Raw genomic sequence first — 20,291 nt, 5'->3', positions numbered from 1 at the left:
AAACTGTCTCGTGGGCTCGGAGATGTGTATAAGAGACAGATGTAATTGGTTACAAATCATGGATGTAAAATTTCAAAACAAAACAATCAATTACGAACTTGCAACGTTTGATGAATTCCAGTTGGATGAGGACCTTGAATTTTGCTGTTACAGACTTCGTATAATGGATTCAAAATCGCCTCTATGGAATAAGAAATCTGCAAAATTATGTTGGGCTGATGTAATGTCCCAAGATGATGTAGTGTATTACCCAATAGATTTTTGTCCTTTCTGTGGTGAACGTTTTGAATATGTTGAAATAAAAGATTAGAATCCTTTATGAGCTACATACTATTTAATTTCAATATCTTATGGTTTGGTATTTGATAGCAATTCCAATTGTTATTGCAGTGATTATCAAACTAGTCATTCCCTATGTCAAGAAAAATTATCTTGATGATACAATGATTTGTGGGATTTGTTGTAGTAAATATAACAAAAAACTATCAGGTTGTCCTAATTGTGGTGTGGGTAGTAAATGAAAAAGATTTGGAGAATTAGAAAATGAAAAGTAGACTTTTGATAATTATTGGAATTATTTTAGTATCTGTAGTGCTGATGAGCTCAGTTTATGCCATGTCTATTCAAAATAGATGTGAATCTATACTTGGAGAAACCCACTATCCACGTCCACTGACTTTTTGGAATTGTTTGGATTATTTGAATATGGTTGATCATCCTCCGCCAAAATTTTCTAGTGTAATGCCTGATTCTGATGTTTCAATAGAACCCGAGCCAGAACCCGACCCAATACCTGACTCTGAATCATTGCAAAGACAAAAACAGAAACAAGCAAAGATTCAAACTCAGAAAGAAATAATGATGGATTACCAGGGAAATCAACATCAGTAGATGCAATTAACAAATATCAAGAAGAGTTTGAGTTAAGTTATTTCTTAGAACAATTTGTAATTCCAAATAAGCAGAATTTTGAAAAAGATGAGGGGATAAATTTTATTGTTGGGCAATGGGGATACCAACCTGAAAAATGTATTTCCTATAATGTCAAGAGCTACTTCAAACCATATGAAAATTATGATCCTTTTTATGTAGAAAAACTCTCTGAATGGGAAGACTCACAGGAATGTGACAGTGTAATCAGCTCTGATTCAAACGGATATGTGATTATGAATACGAATCCTCTGCCGGGCATACTTGAGGAACATCTGACATGTAACAACCCAGGAGAATACAGAATTCTTGTAAGAAATCTCAATGATGAACCTCAAGTGGAATGGGGTTACTATACATGTCAAAGAGACAAGCTTGTTGGAGAACCACAACCATGGATGGAGATTCCAGAATAGAAGATGAAAACTAGACTTTGTGAAAAATGTGGAGCGTTATGGAAAAACTTGATGTAGATCCACCAACAAATATGATTGGTTTTAGATGTCCAAACAGAAATGATCATGATCTTTAAATTCAATATTTTTATTTTAAAAAATATTTGTTAAATTAATAATTCGTGCCTAGAGGGGCTGAAATAGTGTGTAAAATGGTTGACAACTAGTCGGCTCTCCTGTATTTCACTTACTAAAATATATCATCTTAATTGAATACCGTCATTCTACTAGTAAATTCAAGATAATGTATATAGTTAATTTCTAAATATTCTCCATGGAGTTAGTTTTTAATTTTTTGTTGGTAGCAACTGGACTAGCTATGCTTTACTTTGGAGCAGAGTGGTTAGTCAAAGGATCCATCGCCATCTCAAACAAACTAGGAGTAAGCCAGTTGGTAATTGGTTTGACAGTTGTTGCTTTTGGAACATCAACTCCAGAACTTGCAGTGAGTATTTCATCTGCAATGCAAGGATTATCTGATGTATCTTTAGGAAATGTAGTTGGCAGTAATATTGTAAACATTGGAGCAATTTTAGGAATTTCAGCTATAATTAGTCCAATCATGGTCTCAAAATCTGTAATAAGAAAAGAAGTTCCAATAATGATTGGGATTTCATTTCTATTACTTGCTATAGTTTTAGATGGAAAAATTGATTTTATTGATGGTATATTGCTAGTCATTGGAATTATTGTTTTTACATGGTATAGTTATCGTAGTTCAAAAAAAGATACAGACATTGATGAGATTCCAGTTTCTCAAGTACTACAGAAAAATATTTTTTCAAAATCAATTATTTTTATGATTGCAGGACTGTTACTCTTAACTGGAGGATCTTTCCTTACCGTGGAGAATGCAGTAGCAATAGGAGTAAGTTTTGGTATTTCAGAATTATTCATGGGATTGACGATAGTGGCTATTGGAACTTCCCTTCCAGAGTTGATCACATCAATAGTTGCGGCAAGAAAAGGTCATGCAGATCTTAGTATTGGAAATATTGTTGGAAGTAATATATTCAATATCCTGGCAATACTGGGAATTTCATCACTCGTTTCAGGTATTACCGTTAGTGAGAAAATCTTAGTAGACGTTGGAATAATGCTGGCATTTAGTCTTGTATTGATTCCAATAATGCGTAGTGGCTTTTCCATATCTCGAAAAGAAGGAATATTCTTAATCGCAGGCTACATAGGATACGTGATATTTTTGTTGTATAGACAATAAAACAATATAGACGCATCTCTATCAAAATTCATGATTAGTGTTTTCAATGGAATCTATTTGCAAATCACTTCCTCTCCAATAGAGATTCCACTTTTGGCAGTGATGATCAGTTGTGTAACTATGACTATTTTTGCAATTACTTTATGGATAACTTGGAAATCTACAAAGGAAAATACAAGGGCAACTCATGCACAACTATTAAGATCATTTCATGAAGACTTGACAAAGAGATTAGAAAAAAACACAATTCTAAAAACAACAGAGGATTGTGAGAGATACGCCAATGACTATCTAAATACGCTTGATGAAATTGCTTTTCTTACATTGAAAAATAAAATTCCTCTGGAGATAGGAACGTATCTGCGACGTTTCTTTGGTTACGGATTAATCATCATTGATTGGTATGATAAAATGGTTAGTGCTGATTTTGGAAGAATTGCAAAAGCAAATTGGCCAAACAACTTTGAGTATTGTAAGAAATATGGTGTAAAGAAGAACCCTGATGATAAATTACCAAAAATCATGCAGGACTATAATAAAATCAAATAAATTTTAGATAATACTTTCTAAACCAAATATTATTAATGATTGTTAAAAAATAATACCATGTTTAATTTAGAAAAATTTGAAAAATCTTTCCAAACTACCAAGAATAAAAAATTTTCAGAATCTAAAAAAGGAATGGTTTCTTCAGCATTTCCTGATGGTACAAAGGCAGGCGTTGAAATACTCAAAAAAGGTGGTAATGCAATTGATGCCGCATGTGCCACTGCTTTAGCATTAGGCGTGTGTGAACCTCAGGCATCAGGAATTGGAGGACAATCAATGGGGATTATTCACTTTGAAGGGAAAACAATTTGCATAGATGGTTCCACAAGGGCACCTTCTTTGGCACACCCTAGAAAATTTCGAAATGAACTTGAAAGATCATTGGGATACAAGTCAACAACTGTCCCAAGCACTATTGCAGTGATGGGCGTTTTAAATGAAAAATATGGCGTTCTTGAATGGGCACAAATACTAAAACCTGCAATACGAATTGCAAAAAATGGTTATAGAATTACTCAACTTCAACATGATTTACAACAACGAGAGTTAGGAAATTTTGAAAAAATAGAATCAAAATCAGGGGCAAAATATTTTCTTAAAGATGGCATTACTCCATATGATAAGAAAGACCTTTTCATTCAAGATGATCTTGCGGAATTTTTATCATATCTTTCTGAAAATGGATACAAGTCTTTCTATCATGGAAAAATTCCAAAAATTATTGATGCAGACATGAGACAAAATAAGGGATTGCTAAGAGAAGATGACTTGGTTTTAATTCCAAAAATAATTGAACGTGAACCACTAGTTGGAAAATATAGAAACATTACAGTCAAAACATTCCCGCCGCCTGCAGTAGGTAGAATTTTACTTTTGATTTTGATGTTGTTAAATCAACTTCCACAACAAACAATCAAAAATAATAATTTGGATTTTTATCAGTATCTTGTAGAAACATTCAGGAGATCACTTGCATTTAGAACTCAACGTCCATACAATATGGATACCTATAGACAATTTGATGACAAATTATTATTTGATAAAACATTTCTCAAACATTTATCCGAATCTATACTAGATGGAATAAATCTCAATTCAAATCAGGATGTAAAATTTCATGATGAAGATACAACACATCTTTCAGTGATGGATAGTGAGGGAAATGCTGTTGGAATTACTCAGTCTATTGAATTGGTGTATGGTTCAAAGGCAGCAGCAAATGGATTAGGATTTCTGTATAATTGTTACATGTCGTCTTTTGAATATGAAAATATCAATTATCCTCATTATTTACGTCCAAATTCAAGTCCTTGGACTTCAGTCGCACCCACAATTCTATTTAATAAAAATAAACCCTGGATGACACTTGGAACCCCTGGGAGTGATAGAATTCCAACGGTGACTGCCCAATTCATATCATCAATCATTGATTCAGATTTGAGTCCAAATGATGCTATGAACAAAGCTCGAATACATTGCTCTGTTGATGGAAAAGTTACAATCGAAGGTGAAAGATTTGATGATCGTATCATCCCATATTTAGCAGATCTAGGATATGATATAGAATTAAAAGAACCATTTTCATACTATCATGGCGCGATTCATGCCGTAATTAAAAAACAAGGTTCTAAAGGATTTCAAGGGATGGCAGAAATCAGACGAGATGGTATTGCGGAAGGAATGGATTAAAAATACTTCAATCGTTTGTAATTCCAAAGATCATTCTACAAGTGAATTCAATGAAAGCAGACCTACTTTCGAGAATAAGATGAAACAACAATACATTATAGCTGTCTTATCATGAATTCACTGGTAAGTAATGGCGATTCAAATTATTAAGATGAATCCTAGTTGATTTGATTGAGAATAAAATCAATTGGTTGTGTTATTTTAAATTTTGAACAATTTTCATCTGCCTAAATAACTACTTTACATCTAATATCTTCATGAATCAAATCGCATTAGATGTTCAAAGTCAGCAATCTGAAATGGTTGGAAGTGAGTCCAAAAAACCTTTCTCAACTAGTGTTCTTGCTATGGATTTGATTGGTTTATCATAGATCTTCAAAAAAGATGAAGACTTACTTGAAGAACTCAAGTAATCATACTTAATACAAACGGTAACCCTATACTGTGATGTCAAAATTAATATTTGAAAAAACACCAAATTGGGAATCTACAAGTAATTTCATTTAAGTTTTCCATGAGTTATACCAAAAATATCTGGATGAGTTTTAATAAATCTGAGTCTATTACTCTGGAATTTTTATTTTAAATTCAAAACTTTCTTCATCTGATTTAAAATCAGATGTAGTATGTTTTGCATCATTAAACATTTTAAAATAAATCATCCCATTGACATATAGCCAATTATACCCCATGTCGCTGTTTGCACATGTAATTGTCCTTACTCCGTCTCTATCATCATAATACAAGTGATGACCATTTTGTTTAAACCACCTTGACATAGTTTCAGTCATTTCTTCAAATTTTAACATTGGAGAAAATAATTGCATACAAGAAACAGTTGGCTCATATTTTGTTTCTATCCAAGGATCTAATTCTTTTTTGGAAAATCTGTTGTATAATTTCTTCATCTCACCCCGTTGTATTATCATGTCTTGTCGTTTGAAGCACTTTTCAAGAACATCTAGATGATTGGTAATGATATTTTCTGCAGCTTTTGTAGGTGAAATATTATTTTCTTGTGCTAATTTTTTAATTGATTTTATATGATCTCTGGTAAATCGTAAACTGACAACTTCATCTTTAGTTTTAAGAGCCATATTTCAAAATGGGCTTTTTTTGAATAAATACTCTTCTCTGAAAATTATATTTGACGACCAAAATAGTCTGAGATATTTGATATTTGCTTACTTTGTAAGTAAAAGATTACAATTACCGATTTAGATAAATTTGAGTATATTTTCAAATATGTGGTGTAAAATTGGGGGCTCAAACGATGGTTTCTGAAAAAATATGTAAACATTGCAAGAAAGAATTCTCTAATCGAAATAGTGACTACTGTTCTTCAGAATGTGCGGCTGAATCATCTTGAAATTGATTTGTATGCATTGTGGCAAAGCATTTGAAGGCAATACTGAAAAATTTTGCTCTGATTCTTGTTTTAAATCACACATTTCAGATATTTCAAGAAGAACTACAGAAGCAGTAGAGAGTGATCCTGGTCACACTCAAAATCTTTCTAAAGACTGACTTTAAACATTATTCCTGGATACAATAAATTCAATGATTATACAATTAATCATAAGATAAAATTACAATCAAATCGGTATCTTTACAGTTAGTATTACCTAACAATGTGGATGTTAAAATAATACCTTTACACTAAAACTTTGTACATCAATAACATGGTCGAGAAAAAAGAAAAATCACAAAATTCTAGAGAAACTCTAAAGGAAAAACAAGATGGCATTTTAGAAGATGTGACAAAGAATTACACTCAAACTGTTGAACATGGAAAGCAATTGGGAAAGGAATCTTTGGAAAAGTTAAATCAAGTTACTGATAATGCTACTGATTTTCTGAAATCTCAAGATTATCTAAAAACATTAAAAATTAATTCACTAAAACTTAGAGAAAAAGGTTTAGAGCAAAAAAATATACTAAAAAAGAAAAGCCCTAAATTTTATAAAAAAATCTATAATGCATTCTTTTACTTTTTTGAATTAATTGTAGGTAGAATAAAACTTGGTACTCAATATGGTGCATCAAGTCTTGAACTTTTAGAAAAACTAGCTAAACTCAAAGAATTAGGAATCATCACTGAGAAAGAATTCAATGAGAAAAAGAAAAAGATCTTAGATAGAATTTGAATGAATAGTTTGGGTTTGAGATAAAATTGACAGATAAAACAAATCTAACTCCTAGCAACACCCCTACAAAAGACACTATTGTACTTCGAACTCAATTTTTACCTCAAGATATAATGGATGTTTTAGATAAAAAGAAAACATCTTTTTTCGGATCTGCATTACGACGACCAAAATCTGATGAAATAAAAGTTGATATTCCGCAATTGTATTTGGAGCAATTTATTTTTATTTTGGGTCATTATGAAATTGACTTTGATCGTAATGTGTCATACATGATTAAAGTAGATCCTGATGTTGTTGAAGTTTCAATTGGAGATGAAAAATTTCCAATCTCAAATGAATCTGGGACGTGGAAAAAATTTGGCAAAAAAATGAAACAAGGAGTTGGAATTTCAAAACAAGATCTGGAACTTAATGTAGTTGAAAATGCACTCAAAAGTATGACTGATTCAATGTACTTTGATCACAATGGATTGGAAACTACTTTTGCTTACAGTACCCACTCTGATGCAGTAGAAAATTATGTTCAAAGGGTACTTGATGTAAATAAAGACCACATCAGAAGAACTGAAATGACTGATGATGAAATATTTTCAAAACTATCTCAGAAACTCAAAGAAAGTCTAAGACATGATCTGAAAATTAATCGTGAGGAATACGTTGTAACTGAATTTCGTGAGATACTTGTACCAATTTATGAGACAAAGTGTTATGATAAGAAAAACAAGGTTGTAATTGCCAGAATAGATGCTGTAACTGGAAAAATTATCTAGAGTTATGACTGTTGAAGTAACTGATTTTCTAGCATTATTGGCACTGTTGCTTGGAGGTGGGATGATTGGTGCTGGAATTATGAAAAAAATAAAATTTCCTACAATTATTGGTTTTATCTTAATTGGAATGATTGCAGGTCCGTACGGACTGGGTATTGTTGATGATGTGGAACTGATTAATCTGCTGGCAGAACTTGGAATTATTATTCTTCTTTTTGTTGTGGGGTTGGAATTTAGTTTACAGAAATTACGCAAAGCTGGAATCAAACCTATTGTTGTGGGAATGTCTGAATTATCAATAATGTTTTTCCTGGCATATATCGGGGCTTTTTCTTTTGGTTGGACTCATTTGGAGGCACTGTATCTGGCAGGAATTTTATCAATCAGTAGTACTGCAATTTCTCTTCGAATACTGAGGGATCTTAAACTAGTCAAAACAAAAGAATTCAACACTGTCATAACGATTTTGATAGTAGAGGATCTTGCAGCCGTACTACTTTTAGTAATTTTAGGAAATGCATCAGCTGGTGCAGATCTTGATTTCACTGGAGTTGGAATTTTAGTTTTACAGAGTTTAACATTCTTTGTAATAGCGTTGGGCTTGGGCATTAAACTAATTCCAAAATTGCTGGAAAAAATTCATGATTTAGATATTCCTGAAGCGCCATTCATCACTGCATTAGCGCTGGGCTTTGGTTTGGCAGTTGTTGCTCATTTTCTAGGACAGAGTTCTGCAATTGGCGCGTTTATCATGGGAATGATTATTGCATCATCGAAGCATTCTGAACAAATTACTAAAAAAATTCTCCCGCTACGTGATTTCTTTGGAGTGATATTCTTTGTGTCAATTGGAATGCTTGTAAATATAATGGCAATTCCTGAAGTTGCACTGATCTCAATACCTATCATTATTTTAGCAATTATTGGAAAATTTGTAGGCAATTTCTTTGGATCATCTATTGGTGGTCATGACATTCATGGTGCATCTACTATTGGCACAGTGATGGTTCCTAGAGGGGAATTCTCATTTATCATGGCAAAACAGGCAGTAGATGGAGGTTCTGTTCGAGATACATTATATCCAGTTACAATGCTTGTGACATTAGCTACAATGCTGTGTATTCCACTATTGTTGAAGGCATTACCCACCATTGCAAACAGAAAAAGTTACGTTCCAATGAAATTATTAAATCCAATTTTCATTGTAGGTAGATTCTTCAACAAATTAATGAATTCATCAGATGGTGATACTCAATTTAATAAATTACTCAAAGAACATGGTCCAAAATTCTTTGTAAATTTGATGATAGTGATTGCAATTTTAGCAGTTATTGATTACTTTAATGATGATATAGTGAATATTATCAATCAAACTGGAGTTCCTTTGGCCATTGATCCTGAAATATTATTAACTATTGTGAGTATACTGCTAATTGTTTATCCAGTTATTGCAATGCTTGGTAAAATTGAGAAACTAGTTACAAACATATCTGATATTTTATCTACAAAACTAATTCCTGCTGACACTAAACAGTTAGAAGAAAAACCTCTGCATAGATTACTGCGAAATATTTTCTTTACTGGATTTATTTTGGTATTAATTGCTGTAATCCAGCCATACATTGCAGACTTGGAATTGCTACCATTTTTACCATTTATTATTTCAGGTATTGGTCTTGCTATAGCGGTTCTACTAATTGCAGACTCTGTATTTGTATTTCAGAAATTGTCCCATGGTCATATCATGGACAGCTTGATGAAAGATGATGAAGAATTAGAATCTGAATAAATAATAAAATTTTAGGTTACTTTACAGAGAGATTGTACAATAAAATGTCTTTTCTATGACATTCTCTATGGCAATAATCTCCAAAACCCCCTTCAACAAATGTGGTAAATTTTGAGCCTGATTTTACAAATTTATGTAATTTGGGGCGTGATCTTTATCTATCATAAATGGGATTGAATGTATGCAAGCATACATCCTCATAAATTGTAAAACTGGCCGTGAGATAAGCGTAATTACAGAACTCAAAGAATTACGTGAAATAATTGAAATTAACGGTATATGGGGCAAGTATGATATTTTTATTAAAATTAAAACACCGGATCCTAACGGCGTAGAAAAAATTATCCAAAGATTAAGAAATCACCCTGATGTCACTGATACGTTTACCATGCATGTGTTGTATGGTCAAGGTGGAAGTATTGACCAAGAAATTTAATTTTTAATTATTGTAATTTTAATATGTTAAAATTATGGATACATTCTTTTAAAAAATTAGCAATACATGTTAATCACTAATTTTGCCATTGGAACTTTTTTAACAAATGATACTATAGTAAATTATAGGAATAATATTGAAAGCTTCTGATTTATTTGTAAAATGTCTGGAAACTGAAGGTGTAGAATACATTTTTGGTATCCCTGGTGAGGAGAATGCTGATTTTATGATGTCGTTATCTGAGTCTAAAATTAAATTCATTTTGACTCGGCATGAGCAAGGCGCTGCATTCATGGCAGATGTGTATGGGAGACTAACTGGTAAAGTTGGAGTGTGTTTGGCTACTTTGGGCCCTGGTGCAACAAATCTAGTTACTGGTGTTGCAAATGCAAACATGGATAGATCAAGATTACTTGCAATTACTGGACAGACTGATTCTCATCTGTTACACAAAGAATCCCATCAAAATATGGATGCTATTACAATGTTCAAACCAATTACAAAATGGAATTGGTCTATACGTAATCCACAAAACATTCCAGAAATTGTAAGACGTGCATTTAAAATTTCATTAGAGGAAAAACCAGGGGCTGTACATATTGAACTACCTCAAGATATTGCAAAAAAAGATACAGACATTCCCCCAATAGAACCTCAACCTATCTTTAGATCTGGTGCAAATGAAGAATTGATTAAACAGGCTGCACAGCTTATTCTTCACGCAAAAAATCCTATAATTTTTCTAGGAAATGGATGTGTTAGAGAAAACGCTAGTACTCACATTCGTAAATTTGTAGAAAAAACTGGCATTATTGCAATGAATACGTTTATGGGAAAAGGAGTTGTATCTGATGATTCCCCACTTCATTTGCATACTATTGGAATCAAAGACGCAGACCATGCATTACTTGCAATGAAATCTGCAGATGTTGTAATTGCAGTGGGTGTTGATCTTGTAGAGTATAGCCCTAAAAATTGGAATCAGGATTTGAATAAAAAAATCATCCATATTGATTTCACGCCTTCTGAAGTGTATACATATTATCGACCCAAAGTGGAAATAGTTTCAGATATTGAATATGCAATTGATGATATTTTATCTGAATTAGAATCTCAAAAAGAAATACATCCTGAATTAGATATTTTCCCACGAAAAGAAATTCCTGAAATTTTTAAGAAAATTTTACGCGAAGTTGATGAGCGACGTGATTCATTTAATGATGACTTGGCTTTTCCAATAAAACCTGAAAAATTAGTGATAGATGTTAGAAATGCCATGGGCGAACATGACATTGTTTTGTCAGATGTTGGAGCACACAAACTTTGGATTGCTAAAATTTACAAAACATATCAGCCAAACACTTGCATTATTCCAAATGGATTTTGTTCTATGGGGTTTGCATTCCCAGGTGCAATGGCTGCCAAACTAGTTTACCCTGAAAGAAATGTGGTTGCAATGTGTGGTGATGCCGGGTTTTTGATGAACGTGCAGGAACTTGAAACTGCAGTTAGACTAAAGATTTCAATTATTACTGTGGTGTGGTGTGATCGTGACTTGGGTATGATATCTATGAAGCAAAAAAATGAATTTGGAAAAAGTGTCTTTACAAAATTTACCAATCCTGATTTTATTAAACTGGCTGAAAGTTTTGGAGCAGTAGGGTATGTAGTTAAATCCACAGAAGAGTTTCCAAAAATTTTAGATGAGGCTAAAAAAATCAAAGACAAGCCTGTAATCATTGCAATTGATGTGGATTACTCTAGAAATAATGTTCTCTTAAATGACAGTAATTATGAAAATGTATGATTGATTTTATACTGTTATGAACATGTTGATGCTGCTTGTAGTTGAACCGTTTTTGTTGAAAACATTGAATGCTCATTTGACATTATGATGTAATATTCACCTGGAACCAATGTTACATCAAAAGTTCCTGATTCAACCTTGTTGCTTTTGTAATACGTTGATGCATTTTGTCCCTCTTCGAATTTTTTGAAATTTTCTTCATTTAGAATAAAGACAACTATGTTATTTCCAAGTAATGCGTTTGCAATAAATCCTCCTTGGATATTTGCTGTACATTGTAGTGTAAAATAGACATGTGAATATGACTTTGGGGTAACTTTGTAGGTAGAGTCCACAATTGTTTGCCCAGATAGTAAAAGATCCAAGTTTTCTGCACCAAACAATTCAGTTGTTATTGAATTTAGTACATTTTCAAGAGGGTTTTTTGCTGTAATGTTTACCCATCCATCATTTTGTGGTTGGTTTTTTTGAATTTCTGAATTTATTTTATTTCTAACTTCATCGTAAATTGATATTTGTTTGGATGATTCAAATGGAATTGGTATATTCATTCCAAATATTTTAAAATATGCAGTACCTCTTACTTTAATTTCAATCATTCCCTGAGTACTCACTATGGAATTTATGGCTGGAGCAAAACTATTTTTTTGAATATTTTGAAATGATATGATCTCTTTAGTTTCTCCAGGATAGATTGTGGTGTCTATGTTACTATTGCCTCTGCCAATTCTAATATCATTAATCAAAATGTCATAATACAAATCTGGAATGTATACGGGAAGAAAACCATTGTTATTTACATTAAAAATAAAGTTCAAGTTAATTCCTTGAATCAAACTAAATGCTGCGTTAAACCAGTCTCCAGATAATGTATCTAGTCCTACATTTAGTAGATTAGACCAAGTTAATGTCTCCCAGTCTATGCTTTGAAATTCAACATCTTTTAGATTTATGCTCAGATGAGTATACGAATATGCAAATAATATTCCTAGAAATATTATGATTATCAGAATGCTGATGCCAATTAGTTTTATTTTGCCCATGATTTTTTAGACATTTGGTAAATTTAGACTTTTAAGATTTTCAAATCTGTTTGCATTCTAAACTGTGTTGATAACTTTTGAAATTATTAATTGGTATTATTTTCCTGATTTTTCTATGTCTTTTAATTTGTCAGAACAAATCTTAATCTCTTCAACGGTGTGATCTTTTTTTGGCCTATTACATATGGGGCAAAGATCTCCTATGTTGCTGTTTCCAGATGATTTTTCTGTTAAGAGTGGCATTTCTGTATTTCCTCTATTTGATATCTATTGACTTGTTATTTTATTTCAATATTTCGTCTGTCGGGCTTGACTTTATCCCAACATTTTGAACATAATGTTCCATAACAGATAATCTGATTTGTCAAATCTCCACCACAATTATTACAAGAAAATTGAATTTTTTCCATTAACGCAAGTATACAAAATTCACAGTACTTGCTTTGGATTAGAATCTTTGTGTATAATTTTAATTATTAATTGAAATATATTTGGTCATGTACTTGTCTTGATAGGCATAAATAGTCAACTAGTTTTATGATATTATGGGTCTTTCTTCTTCAAATCTATTAGGGCTAAAAGTTTTTCAACCAATATCTATCAAAAATAGAAATTTAGAATTTTTTGAATTTTTCAAATATGAGACAAAATCACTTAGAGATAAACCATTTTTATCAAAATCAGAATTACTTGATGCAATTTCAAAAAGTTCTAAAATTAAACTGGTATCAAAAATTAAAAAACCTCACCTTGTAAAACAATTTGAAGATTTTTTAAAAGAACTAGATAGAGCATTATTTATCAAAAATTCCAAAGATGAAGTTTCTAATATAAAATGGGAAAGAATTGATGTTTTTTGTGGATTGTTGAGATTAATTGAGAGAAGTGATGAAAGAAAAATTAGATGGGCGCTATATCATATATTTGCTGCAAACAATCTAAAAATTTCCACTATTAAGATAACTGAACTTTTAAAAGACTTTAAAATTAAAAATCTTGAAAAAATCCTCAAGAAAATCCTCAAAGATGAAACTTTATCTGGCCTTAATGCACAATTTGACGGAAAAACATTTGTTATCAATCATGAAAAAACTGACAAGATCGTATCTCATTATTTAGCTGATGCAATCGATGAGCCATCTAGACGTTCTCCTGGAGAATTGGAAGAAGAAATTTTAGCTTTAATTGATGAAGGGTCTTATTCTAACCAAGAAGTTTCTCAAGCATTGCTAATTGATGAAGGCCTTATCTCAAGAACTATTGGCAAGCTACGTGAACAAGACAAGATTGTTCTTTCAAGTTTTGGTCAAAGAGGAGCTAGATACTTTACCACAAATTGCGATAATTGTCCATTTGGAACAACAAAGGCATCTTGTAGAAAAGAAGCAATTTCATATATTGCAGAGGCATTTATGCATGATTTCGGTTTGGATCTTTCTGCAACTGACTTTAATTCGGTTGAGACCAATCAGGCTATTCTAAAAATTAAGAGAATTGTAATGATGGCTAGAAAAGAAAAGAATACCAAACTTGAGAGGAATCTTGGTGAAAATCTAGAAACATTACTCTCTAAGGTAGTGGATAAATTCACAGAAATTGAGTCTCCTGAAGAAAAAATTACTCTTCCTGAAATCAAGATGAATGTGCCTAATGATATGTCCAAATTGCCTCTGCTTTACCAGTTAGGGCTCAAAAAAGGTGCACAAGGCGGAATTCATCTCATGGATGAGATGCTACAACTGGCCTCAAAATCAATTCAAAACGATGATAGAGTAAAAATCAAAAAACACGCTCTAGAAGAATCAAACAAATTTCTAAAAAATATTGGACTTTATAAAAAAGACAACAATTGATTTCATGTGGCATTACATCAATTAAGGATATGTTTTATAACGATGAAAGTACTGATTTGTTATGAACTCAGTTCCTATCTTTGCAGTTATTTTAGGAGTTATTTTAATTTCAGGCACTTTACCTTCACAATCGTTTGCAGATGTAATTAGTCCAAGACAACAAATGAAATTAGACTTTACAAATGATCAGATAATTTGTGCAGAGGGATTAGTGAAAATTACTAAAAGTTCTTCTGATAAAGTTGCTTGTGTAAAACCAACTACTGCTGAAAAATTAGCAGAACATGGATGGGCAAAACAACTTTCTGAGAAAAAAGTAGCAGAAATCAAAGAAAAGAAATTGAAAAAAGGTGAATCTGTTGGAACTATCACAAAAATTGTAACATTAAAACAACTTGCTAGCGGTACTACTGCAAAATCTAGCATTTCTGGATATTCGTATGTCTTTGAAGCATGTAGTACTACAAAATTAATTAGAGCACCTGAAATTTTTGTCACATCTGATAGTGAAACTAAATATGTAAAATTAGCAACTCCTCTAAAAGCAAACTCTTGTTATACTAGCTCTGTAAATATTAAAGCTGCAGATCCTAATTCTATTTCTGCAACTCTATTGAATAAAGGAGGAATTTCAGAAAAAATTTCCTCACTTGAATCTCAAATTGCTGATTTAAAAACTAAAATTGCTATTGCAAAAGCAAAAATACCAAAATCAAATGATCAATCCCAAGAGTCTGAAAATATTAGCAGTATCATAACTATGAAAAAAGAATTGAAAGAACTTCAGGATCAACTCAGAAGGTATTTCATGGTTTTATATGTCCCTCCAAGTACCAAAGTATCTAAAATTGATTTCCCAAAATCAATTACAGGACAACCTCTTGAGGGAATGAGTACAAACCTTATTTCAGTAACTCCAAGTGTTGTTGCTCCATCAGGAACTAGTAACCCTGACGTTAAAAGATTCAATGTAGTTTTTGAAGCGTGTGCAGGTATGCAATCTATTAGATTGCCAATAATCACCGTTACATCAGACACCGAAACAGTTGATGTCAAATTAATTGATAGAATAATTCCTGAATCATGTCAAGTTGGCATTACAAGAATCAATGCATTGGATTCTGAATCCATAATACCTACAATTAGTGGAAACTCTGGAATTTCAAAACAAATCCAATCTTTAGAAACTCAGATATCTGAAATGGAAGTTGTTCTTGCTGATAAGAGAAGTAATTTGGGTGATCTAATTTCTAAAAAACTTGATTCTACAACCGAACCAATTGCTCTTCAATTAACTCAAGAAATTAGTGAATTACGAAATGACATTTTAGAAAATAGAGTGAAACTCAATTCATTATTACTCAAGACTTGAGATATACAGATGATATTAGAAAATATTTTTAATTTTTAAATTAAATTGTGGATATTGATATATCGTCAAATAATGCTTCTGCTTTTTTAATTATTTCCTTATCATCAGCATCAGGTTCTGCTGAAATGAGAACCAAATTATTTCCAATTGGAACGCTGATTATCAATTGTTTTGTTCTCCTTGATGCAATATAGTCAATTGGTCCTAGAGCCTCGTCTAATTCTTGTCTCATTTTAAAATCTAATTGCATTTGCATGTATGTCATGGCAATTTTATCTTTATCTAATAGTGGGGATGTTCCTGCTTTGAAACCTCCTGCAATTAGTTTTCCAAGATTGTTAATTACTCCTACATGTCTGATTTTATTCTCCTTTGACAGATTCTTACATGCGATATCTAGTTTCTTGATACCTTCAACTGTAACATCAGACATATTTTTTTAAGAATAGGTCTTAATTTTAAACATATTGAATCATGATCATACTAGATCTTTTATTACTTGACTTAAGTCAGAATTAAGACAGCTAGTTATTTAATTTCTAAACTAGTTCAAAATCCTCTATGCTTATAGTGTTTCAAAATTATGACTAGTCATGCGATGTCCGAATTGTGGAAATCAAGCAAGCTGGCGAGACCCTGATTGTAACAAATGTGATACTACATTACATCACAAAAGTTGTAAAGGGAAAAGTGCTGATTGTAAATGTCATCAACTTAATGAACAGGCATGGACTAAGAAAAAGGCCCCGCCGTCATGATACATGGGTATAAAACCAATTAAAAAAAATGAGAAAATATAATGAAAGTTGCTTTAATCTATAATGAAAATAAGATAGATCCAAATGATGTAATCAATGTTTTTGGAATGACTACTAAAGAACACTATAGTCTAAAAGCTGTTGAAAGAGTTGCTCAATCATTAGAAAAGGGTGGACACACTGTCAAGGTAATTGAAGGTGATATTCATCTAAATGAAGAATTAAAAGAATTTATGCCAAAAGTAGTTGCAGGTGAAAACCCTGGCATGGTGTTTAACATGGCATATGGTATACAAGGTCAGAACAGGTACACACACATTCCTGCAATGATGGAAATGCTTGGAATCCCATACATCGGTTCCGGTCCAGCAGGTCATGCCATTGTTCAAGATAAGGTAATGACCAAAATTGTTTTACAGAAAAATAAAATTCCAACTCCTGGGTTTTGGGTATTTCGAACTCCAGATGATACACATGATGACTTGGTATTTCCTGTGATTGTAAAACCAAAACTAGAATCTACTTCTATGGGGATGGAAGTTGTAGATAATTGGGATGACTTGAGAGCTGCAGTTAAAGTACAAATTGAAAAATTCCAACAAGATATTTTGGTAGAACAATTCATTTCAGGACGAGAATTTGCTGTGGGTTTATTGGGAAATAAACCAAACATAGAAGTTTTACCAATAGTTGAAATTAATCTTGATCATCCTGATCAAATACAAACTATTGCTGATAAAAAGAAAAAAGGTGGAGTTGAAAAAACATGTCCTGCAAAGTTATCAAAAGAAAAAGAGGCTGAGATGAAACAAATGTGTATCGATGCATTTTCGTCTTTGGGATTAAATGATTATACTAGAGTTGATTTTCGAATGGATAAAGATGAGAATCTTTACATCCTTGAATTAAATTCAATGGCTAGCCTTGGAACTGGTGGTTCGTTTTATCATGCTGGCAAAACTGCTGGATATACGTATGAATCTCTCGTAAACAAAATTTTAGATGTTGCAGTAATTCGCTACTTTGGCTCCATTACTCAACATATTGATGATGAAGTTGATTTAACTCAACCATTACGTGTTGTTGCTAGGACATATTTGAGAAGTCATTTACAGAGTCTAAAAGAAACTCTGAAAGATTATGTCAATCTCAATACCCACGTATACAATATTGAGAATGTCAATCAATTAGGATCTAAATTGTCAAAACGGTTGTCTCATCTTGGATTTAATGAACAGATTTACAAACAATCCGATGTTGGAGACTTTCGTTATTTTAAGAATCATTCTGATTCTCATAATGATGTTTTGTTCATATCTCATATGGACACTCATTATGGACCAAGTGATTTGATAACATATTCTGAAACTAGTGATAAGATTGTAGGTTCAGGCGTTGCTGAAAGTAAAGGTGGATTGGTAGTGATGTTGGGTGCATTACATGCATTAAGATTTTCAAAAAGACTCAAAAAAATAAAATGTGGTATATTACTTACAACTGATGATAGTTTAGGTGGACGACATAGTAGTAGCTTAATTGAAGAAATATCAAAACAATCAAAATACATTCTTGGATTAAAATCTGGAAGTATTGATGGAGGAATTATTACAACCTGCTATGGTCGAAGTGATTATCAAATACGATTTACCACAACTGGCGATGAATCAACTTCTAACATTCATGGCATAATTCCTATATTGGCAAAAAAATTAGCTGCCATTGATAAGATTTCAAAAGATGAGAAGAACTATCGATTAAGTACAACATCTGTTGTAGCTCAAGGTTCTCATGGTCATACTCCAAACTATGCTACAATATCCCTGACATGCAGTTACAAAACAGAAAAACTTGGAGAATTACTAGATTCAAAAATTAAGACTGTAATGAAGAAACGCGAAACTAGTTCTAAAAAACTAGATGTTGCAGTAAACAAAATTCAAACGAGACATCCTGTATTGGAGGAGCCTTCTGATACTAAATTCTACAAGTTGGTAGAAGATTTGGCTAAAAAGCATGAAATTAAAATTAAAAAACATGCTCAATTACTATCTTCGGACATTAGTAATGTCCCCATTAGACTTCCTGCATTAGATGGATTTGGACCATTAGGAAATCGTTATCGTTCATCTAAAGAATACATTATTCATGATAGTATTGTAGAAAGATCAGCTTTATTGGCATCTGTTATCTTCAGGTGTGCACAGAAATGAGTTTAGAATATCAATTAGCCGCACTTGCAGCATTAATTGGGCTTTCAGGATTTTTTAGTGGATTGGAAGTGGCCCTTGTTGGTACAAGTCAAGCTACTATAGAGCGATTGGTAAAAAATAAGACCAAAGGTGCAAAGGCTCTTCAAAAATTACATTCCAATCCAGGCTGGATGATGTCAAGTGTAAATCTTGGAAATAATTTAGTAAATATTGGTTCTGCATCTCTTGCAACTGTTGTCGCTATAGAAATTTTTGGTGATAATGGAATGGGAATTGCTGTTGGAATTATGACATTTTTAATTATCATTTTTGGTGAAGTTACTCCTAAAACCTATTGCAATGCAAATGCAACAAAAGTTGCGTTAAGGTGCAGTGGGGTTCTATTAGCTTTTAGTTATGTGCTTTATCCAATAGTTTGGATACTTGAAAGAATTACTCGGGGTATTATCAAACTTACTGGTAGTGGTTATCGACCACCTGCATTGACTGGTGAGGAAATTAAAGGTATTATTGATCAAGGTCACCGAGATGATGCATTAGAAACGTCTGAACGAGATATGGTTCACGGTGCATTGGACTTTAATGATAATGTAATAAGATCTGTAATGACGCCGAGAACTAGGATGTTTACATTACAAGGAGATGTAGAATTGTTTGATGCAGCAGATACAATTCATCAAAGTGGTCATTCTAGAGTTCCAATTTATGATAAGGATCGTGATGACATTATTGGTATTTTACATGTACGCGATTTACTAAAACATCTGAAAGATAGTGAACTACAACATAAAAAAATTAAAGATTTTGTTCGTGATCCAATTTACGTATCACAAGAAAAAAAGATGAGCACTCTTCTCAAAGAAATGCAAGCAAAAAATACTCACATGGCAATAGTTGTTGATGAATTTGGAGGAGTCGAAGGTATCGTTACTTTGGAAGATCTCATTGAAGAGATTGTAGGTGAAATTCGAGATGAGACTGATTTTAACATAAAACTCTATGAGAGAATTGATGAGAATACAATAATCACAAATGGTGATATAGAAATAGACGAGGTCAACCTTGCATTTAAAACAAACATTCCATATCCTGATGATTATTCAACATTAAATGGATTATTACACGAACAACTTCATGATATACCAAAAGTTGGGGATGTTGTGAAAATTAGCTCTCTATCAATTAAAATCGAGCAAGTAGAAAAAAACAAACCAACATCTATTAGAATTCAGCGAATTTTAGATGAGGTGTAACTGAA

The 20,291-nt window shown here is 32.4% G+C and carries 20 protein-coding genes and 1 pseudogene; 17 read left to right on the top strand and 4 right to left on the bottom strand.

Going from position 1 to position 20,291, the window contains the following annotated elements; genetic code table 11:
• The 7 genes and pseudogenes from ACW9W4_RS10030 to ACW9W4_RS10000 all read left to right on the top strand — a co-directional run.
• Positions 1–310 (top strand): annotated as a pseudogene (locus ACW9W4_RS10030) (hypothetical protein); the annotation flags it as partial.
• Positions 311–350: 40 nt separating this feature from the next.
• Positions 351–521, top strand: a complete 171-nt coding sequence (locus tag ACW9W4_RS10025) for a hypothetical protein (RefSeq protein WP_457762314.1) — start codon at positions 351–353, stop codon at positions 519–521.
• A gap of 22 nt (positions 522–543) precedes the next feature.
• Entirely contained in the window at positions 544–891 is a 348-nt protein-coding gene (locus tag ACW9W4_RS10020; RefSeq protein ID WP_457762313.1) for a hypothetical protein, read from the top strand.
• A gap of 275 nt (positions 892–1,166) precedes the next feature.
• Positions 1,167–1,346, top strand: coding sequence for a hypothetical protein (locus ACW9W4_RS10015; RefSeq protein ID WP_457762312.1), 180 nt, complete (start codon positions 1,167–1,169; stop codon positions 1,344–1,346).
• Positions 1,347–1,680: 334 nt separating this feature from the next.
• Positions 1,681–2,607 (top strand): calcium/sodium antiporter, encoded by a 927-nt coding sequence (locus ACW9W4_RS10010; RefSeq protein ID WP_457762311.1) that lies wholly within the window; start codon positions 1,681–1,683, stop codon positions 2,605–2,607.
• Between the two features lie 30 nt (positions 2,608–2,637).
• Positions 2,638–3,156 (top strand): hypothetical protein, encoded by a 519-nt coding sequence (locus tag ACW9W4_RS10005; protein ID WP_457762310.1) that lies wholly within the window; start codon positions 2,638–2,640, stop codon positions 3,154–3,156.
• 57 nt (positions 3,157–3,213) lie between these two features.
• Positions 3,214–4,845, top strand: coding sequence for a gamma-glutamyltransferase family protein (locus tag ACW9W4_RS10000; RefSeq protein WP_457762309.1), 1,632 nt, complete (start codon positions 3,214–3,216; stop codon positions 4,843–4,845).
• A gap of 563 nt (positions 4,846–5,408) precedes the next feature.
• Here ACW9W4_RS10000 and ACW9W4_RS09995 read toward each other — a convergent pair.
• Positions 5,409–5,942 carry a hypothetical protein gene (locus ACW9W4_RS09995; RefSeq protein WP_457762308.1) on the bottom strand — a complete coding sequence of 178 codons (534 nt, stop codon included), beginning with the start codon at positions 5,940–5,942 and terminating at the stop codon, positions 5,409–5,411.
• A gap of 268 nt (positions 5,943–6,210) precedes the next feature.
• Here ACW9W4_RS09995 and ACW9W4_RS09990 point away from each other — a divergent pair, with 268 nt between their 5' ends.
• The 6 genes from ACW9W4_RS09990 (at position 6,211) to ACW9W4_RS09965 (ending at position 11,797) form a co-directional block, all read left to right on the top strand.
• Positions 6,211–6,372 (top strand): hypothetical protein, encoded by a 162-nt coding sequence (locus ACW9W4_RS09990; RefSeq protein ID WP_457762307.1) that lies wholly within the window; start codon positions 6,211–6,213, stop codon positions 6,370–6,372.
• 155 nt (positions 6,373–6,527) lie between these two features.
• Positions 6,528–6,992 (top strand): SHOCT domain-containing protein, encoded by a 465-nt coding sequence (locus ACW9W4_RS09985; RefSeq protein ID WP_457762306.1) that lies wholly within the window; start codon positions 6,528–6,530, stop codon positions 6,990–6,992.
• Between the two features lie 26 nt (positions 6,993–7,018).
• A complete protein-coding gene (locus ACW9W4_RS09980; RefSeq protein ID WP_457762305.1) occupies positions 7,019–7,765 on the top strand; it encodes a hypothetical protein in 747 nt (248 codons plus the stop codon).
• Positions 7,766–7,769: 4 nt separating this feature from the next.
• Complete coding sequence (locus ACW9W4_RS09975; RefSeq protein WP_457762304.1) at positions 7,770–9,554, top strand: cation:proton antiporter domain-containing protein; 1,785 nt, start codon at positions 7,770–7,772, stop codon at positions 9,552–9,554.
• Between the two features lie 181 nt (positions 9,555–9,735).
• Complete coding sequence (locus ACW9W4_RS09970) at positions 9,736–9,990, top strand: Lrp/AsnC ligand binding domain-containing protein (protein WP_457762303.1); 255 nt, start codon at positions 9,736–9,738, stop codon at positions 9,988–9,990.
• 136 nt (positions 9,991–10,126) lie between these two features.
• Positions 10,127–11,797 (top strand): acetolactate synthase large subunit, encoded by a 1,671-nt coding sequence (locus ACW9W4_RS09965; RefSeq protein WP_457762302.1) that lies wholly within the window; start codon positions 10,127–10,129, stop codon positions 11,795–11,797.
• A 14-nt stretch (positions 11,798–11,811) separates the two neighbouring features.
• Here ACW9W4_RS09965 and ACW9W4_RS09960 read toward each other — a convergent pair whose 3' ends face one another.
• Both ACW9W4_RS09960 and ACW9W4_RS09955 read right to left on the bottom strand, forming a co-directional pair.
• Entirely contained in the window at positions 11,812–12,840 is a 1,029-nt protein-coding gene (locus ACW9W4_RS09960; protein ID WP_457762301.1) for a hypothetical protein, read from the bottom strand.
• Positions 12,841–12,936: 96 nt separating this feature from the next.
• Complete coding sequence (locus tag ACW9W4_RS09955; protein ID WP_457762300.1) at positions 12,937–13,083, bottom strand: hypothetical protein; 147 nt, start codon at positions 13,081–13,083, stop codon at positions 12,937–12,939.
• Between the two features lie 302 nt (positions 13,084–13,385).
• On the opposite strand from ACW9W4_RS09955, the gene ACW9W4_RS09950 reads away from it, so the two are divergent.
• Positions 13,386–14,693, top strand: coding sequence for a hypothetical protein (locus tag ACW9W4_RS09950; protein ID WP_457762299.1), 1,308 nt, complete (start codon positions 13,386–13,388; stop codon positions 14,691–14,693).
• Between the two features lie 61 nt (positions 14,694–14,754).
• Entirely contained in the window at positions 14,755–16,065 is a 1,311-nt protein-coding gene (locus ACW9W4_RS09945; protein WP_457762298.1) for a hypothetical protein, read from the top strand.
• A gap of 40 nt (positions 16,066–16,105) precedes the next feature.
• On the opposite strand, the gene ACW9W4_RS09940 is transcribed toward ACW9W4_RS09945, so the two are convergent.
• Positions 16,106–16,498 carry a DUF6659 family protein gene (locus tag ACW9W4_RS09940; RefSeq protein ID WP_457762297.1) on the bottom strand — a complete coding sequence of 131 codons (393 nt, stop codon included), beginning with the start codon at positions 16,496–16,498 and terminating at the stop codon, positions 16,106–16,108.
• 366 nt (positions 16,499–16,864) lie between these two features.
• On the opposite strand from ACW9W4_RS09940, the gene ACW9W4_RS09935 reads away from it, so the two are divergent.
• On the top strand, positions 16,865–19,033 hold the full coding sequence (locus ACW9W4_RS09935; protein WP_457762296.1) for a M20/M25/M40 family metallo-hydrolase: 2,169 nt from the start codon (positions 16,865–16,867) through the stop codon (positions 19,031–19,033).
• On the top strand, positions 19,030–20,286 hold the full coding sequence (locus ACW9W4_RS09930) for a hemolysin family protein (RefSeq protein ID WP_457762295.1): 1,257 nt from the start codon (positions 19,030–19,032) through the stop codon (positions 20,284–20,286). Before ACW9W4_RS09935 ends, ACW9W4_RS09930 begins: the two co-directional genes overlap by 4 nt.
• The last annotated feature ends 5 nt before the right edge of the window (positions 20,287–20,291 follow it).

This window comes from Candidatus Nitrosopumilus sp. bin_7KS (assembly GCF_054095835.1).
The sequence above is the reverse complement of the archived record's forward strand: the minus strand, read 5'-3'. Positions and strand labels throughout refer to the sequence as shown.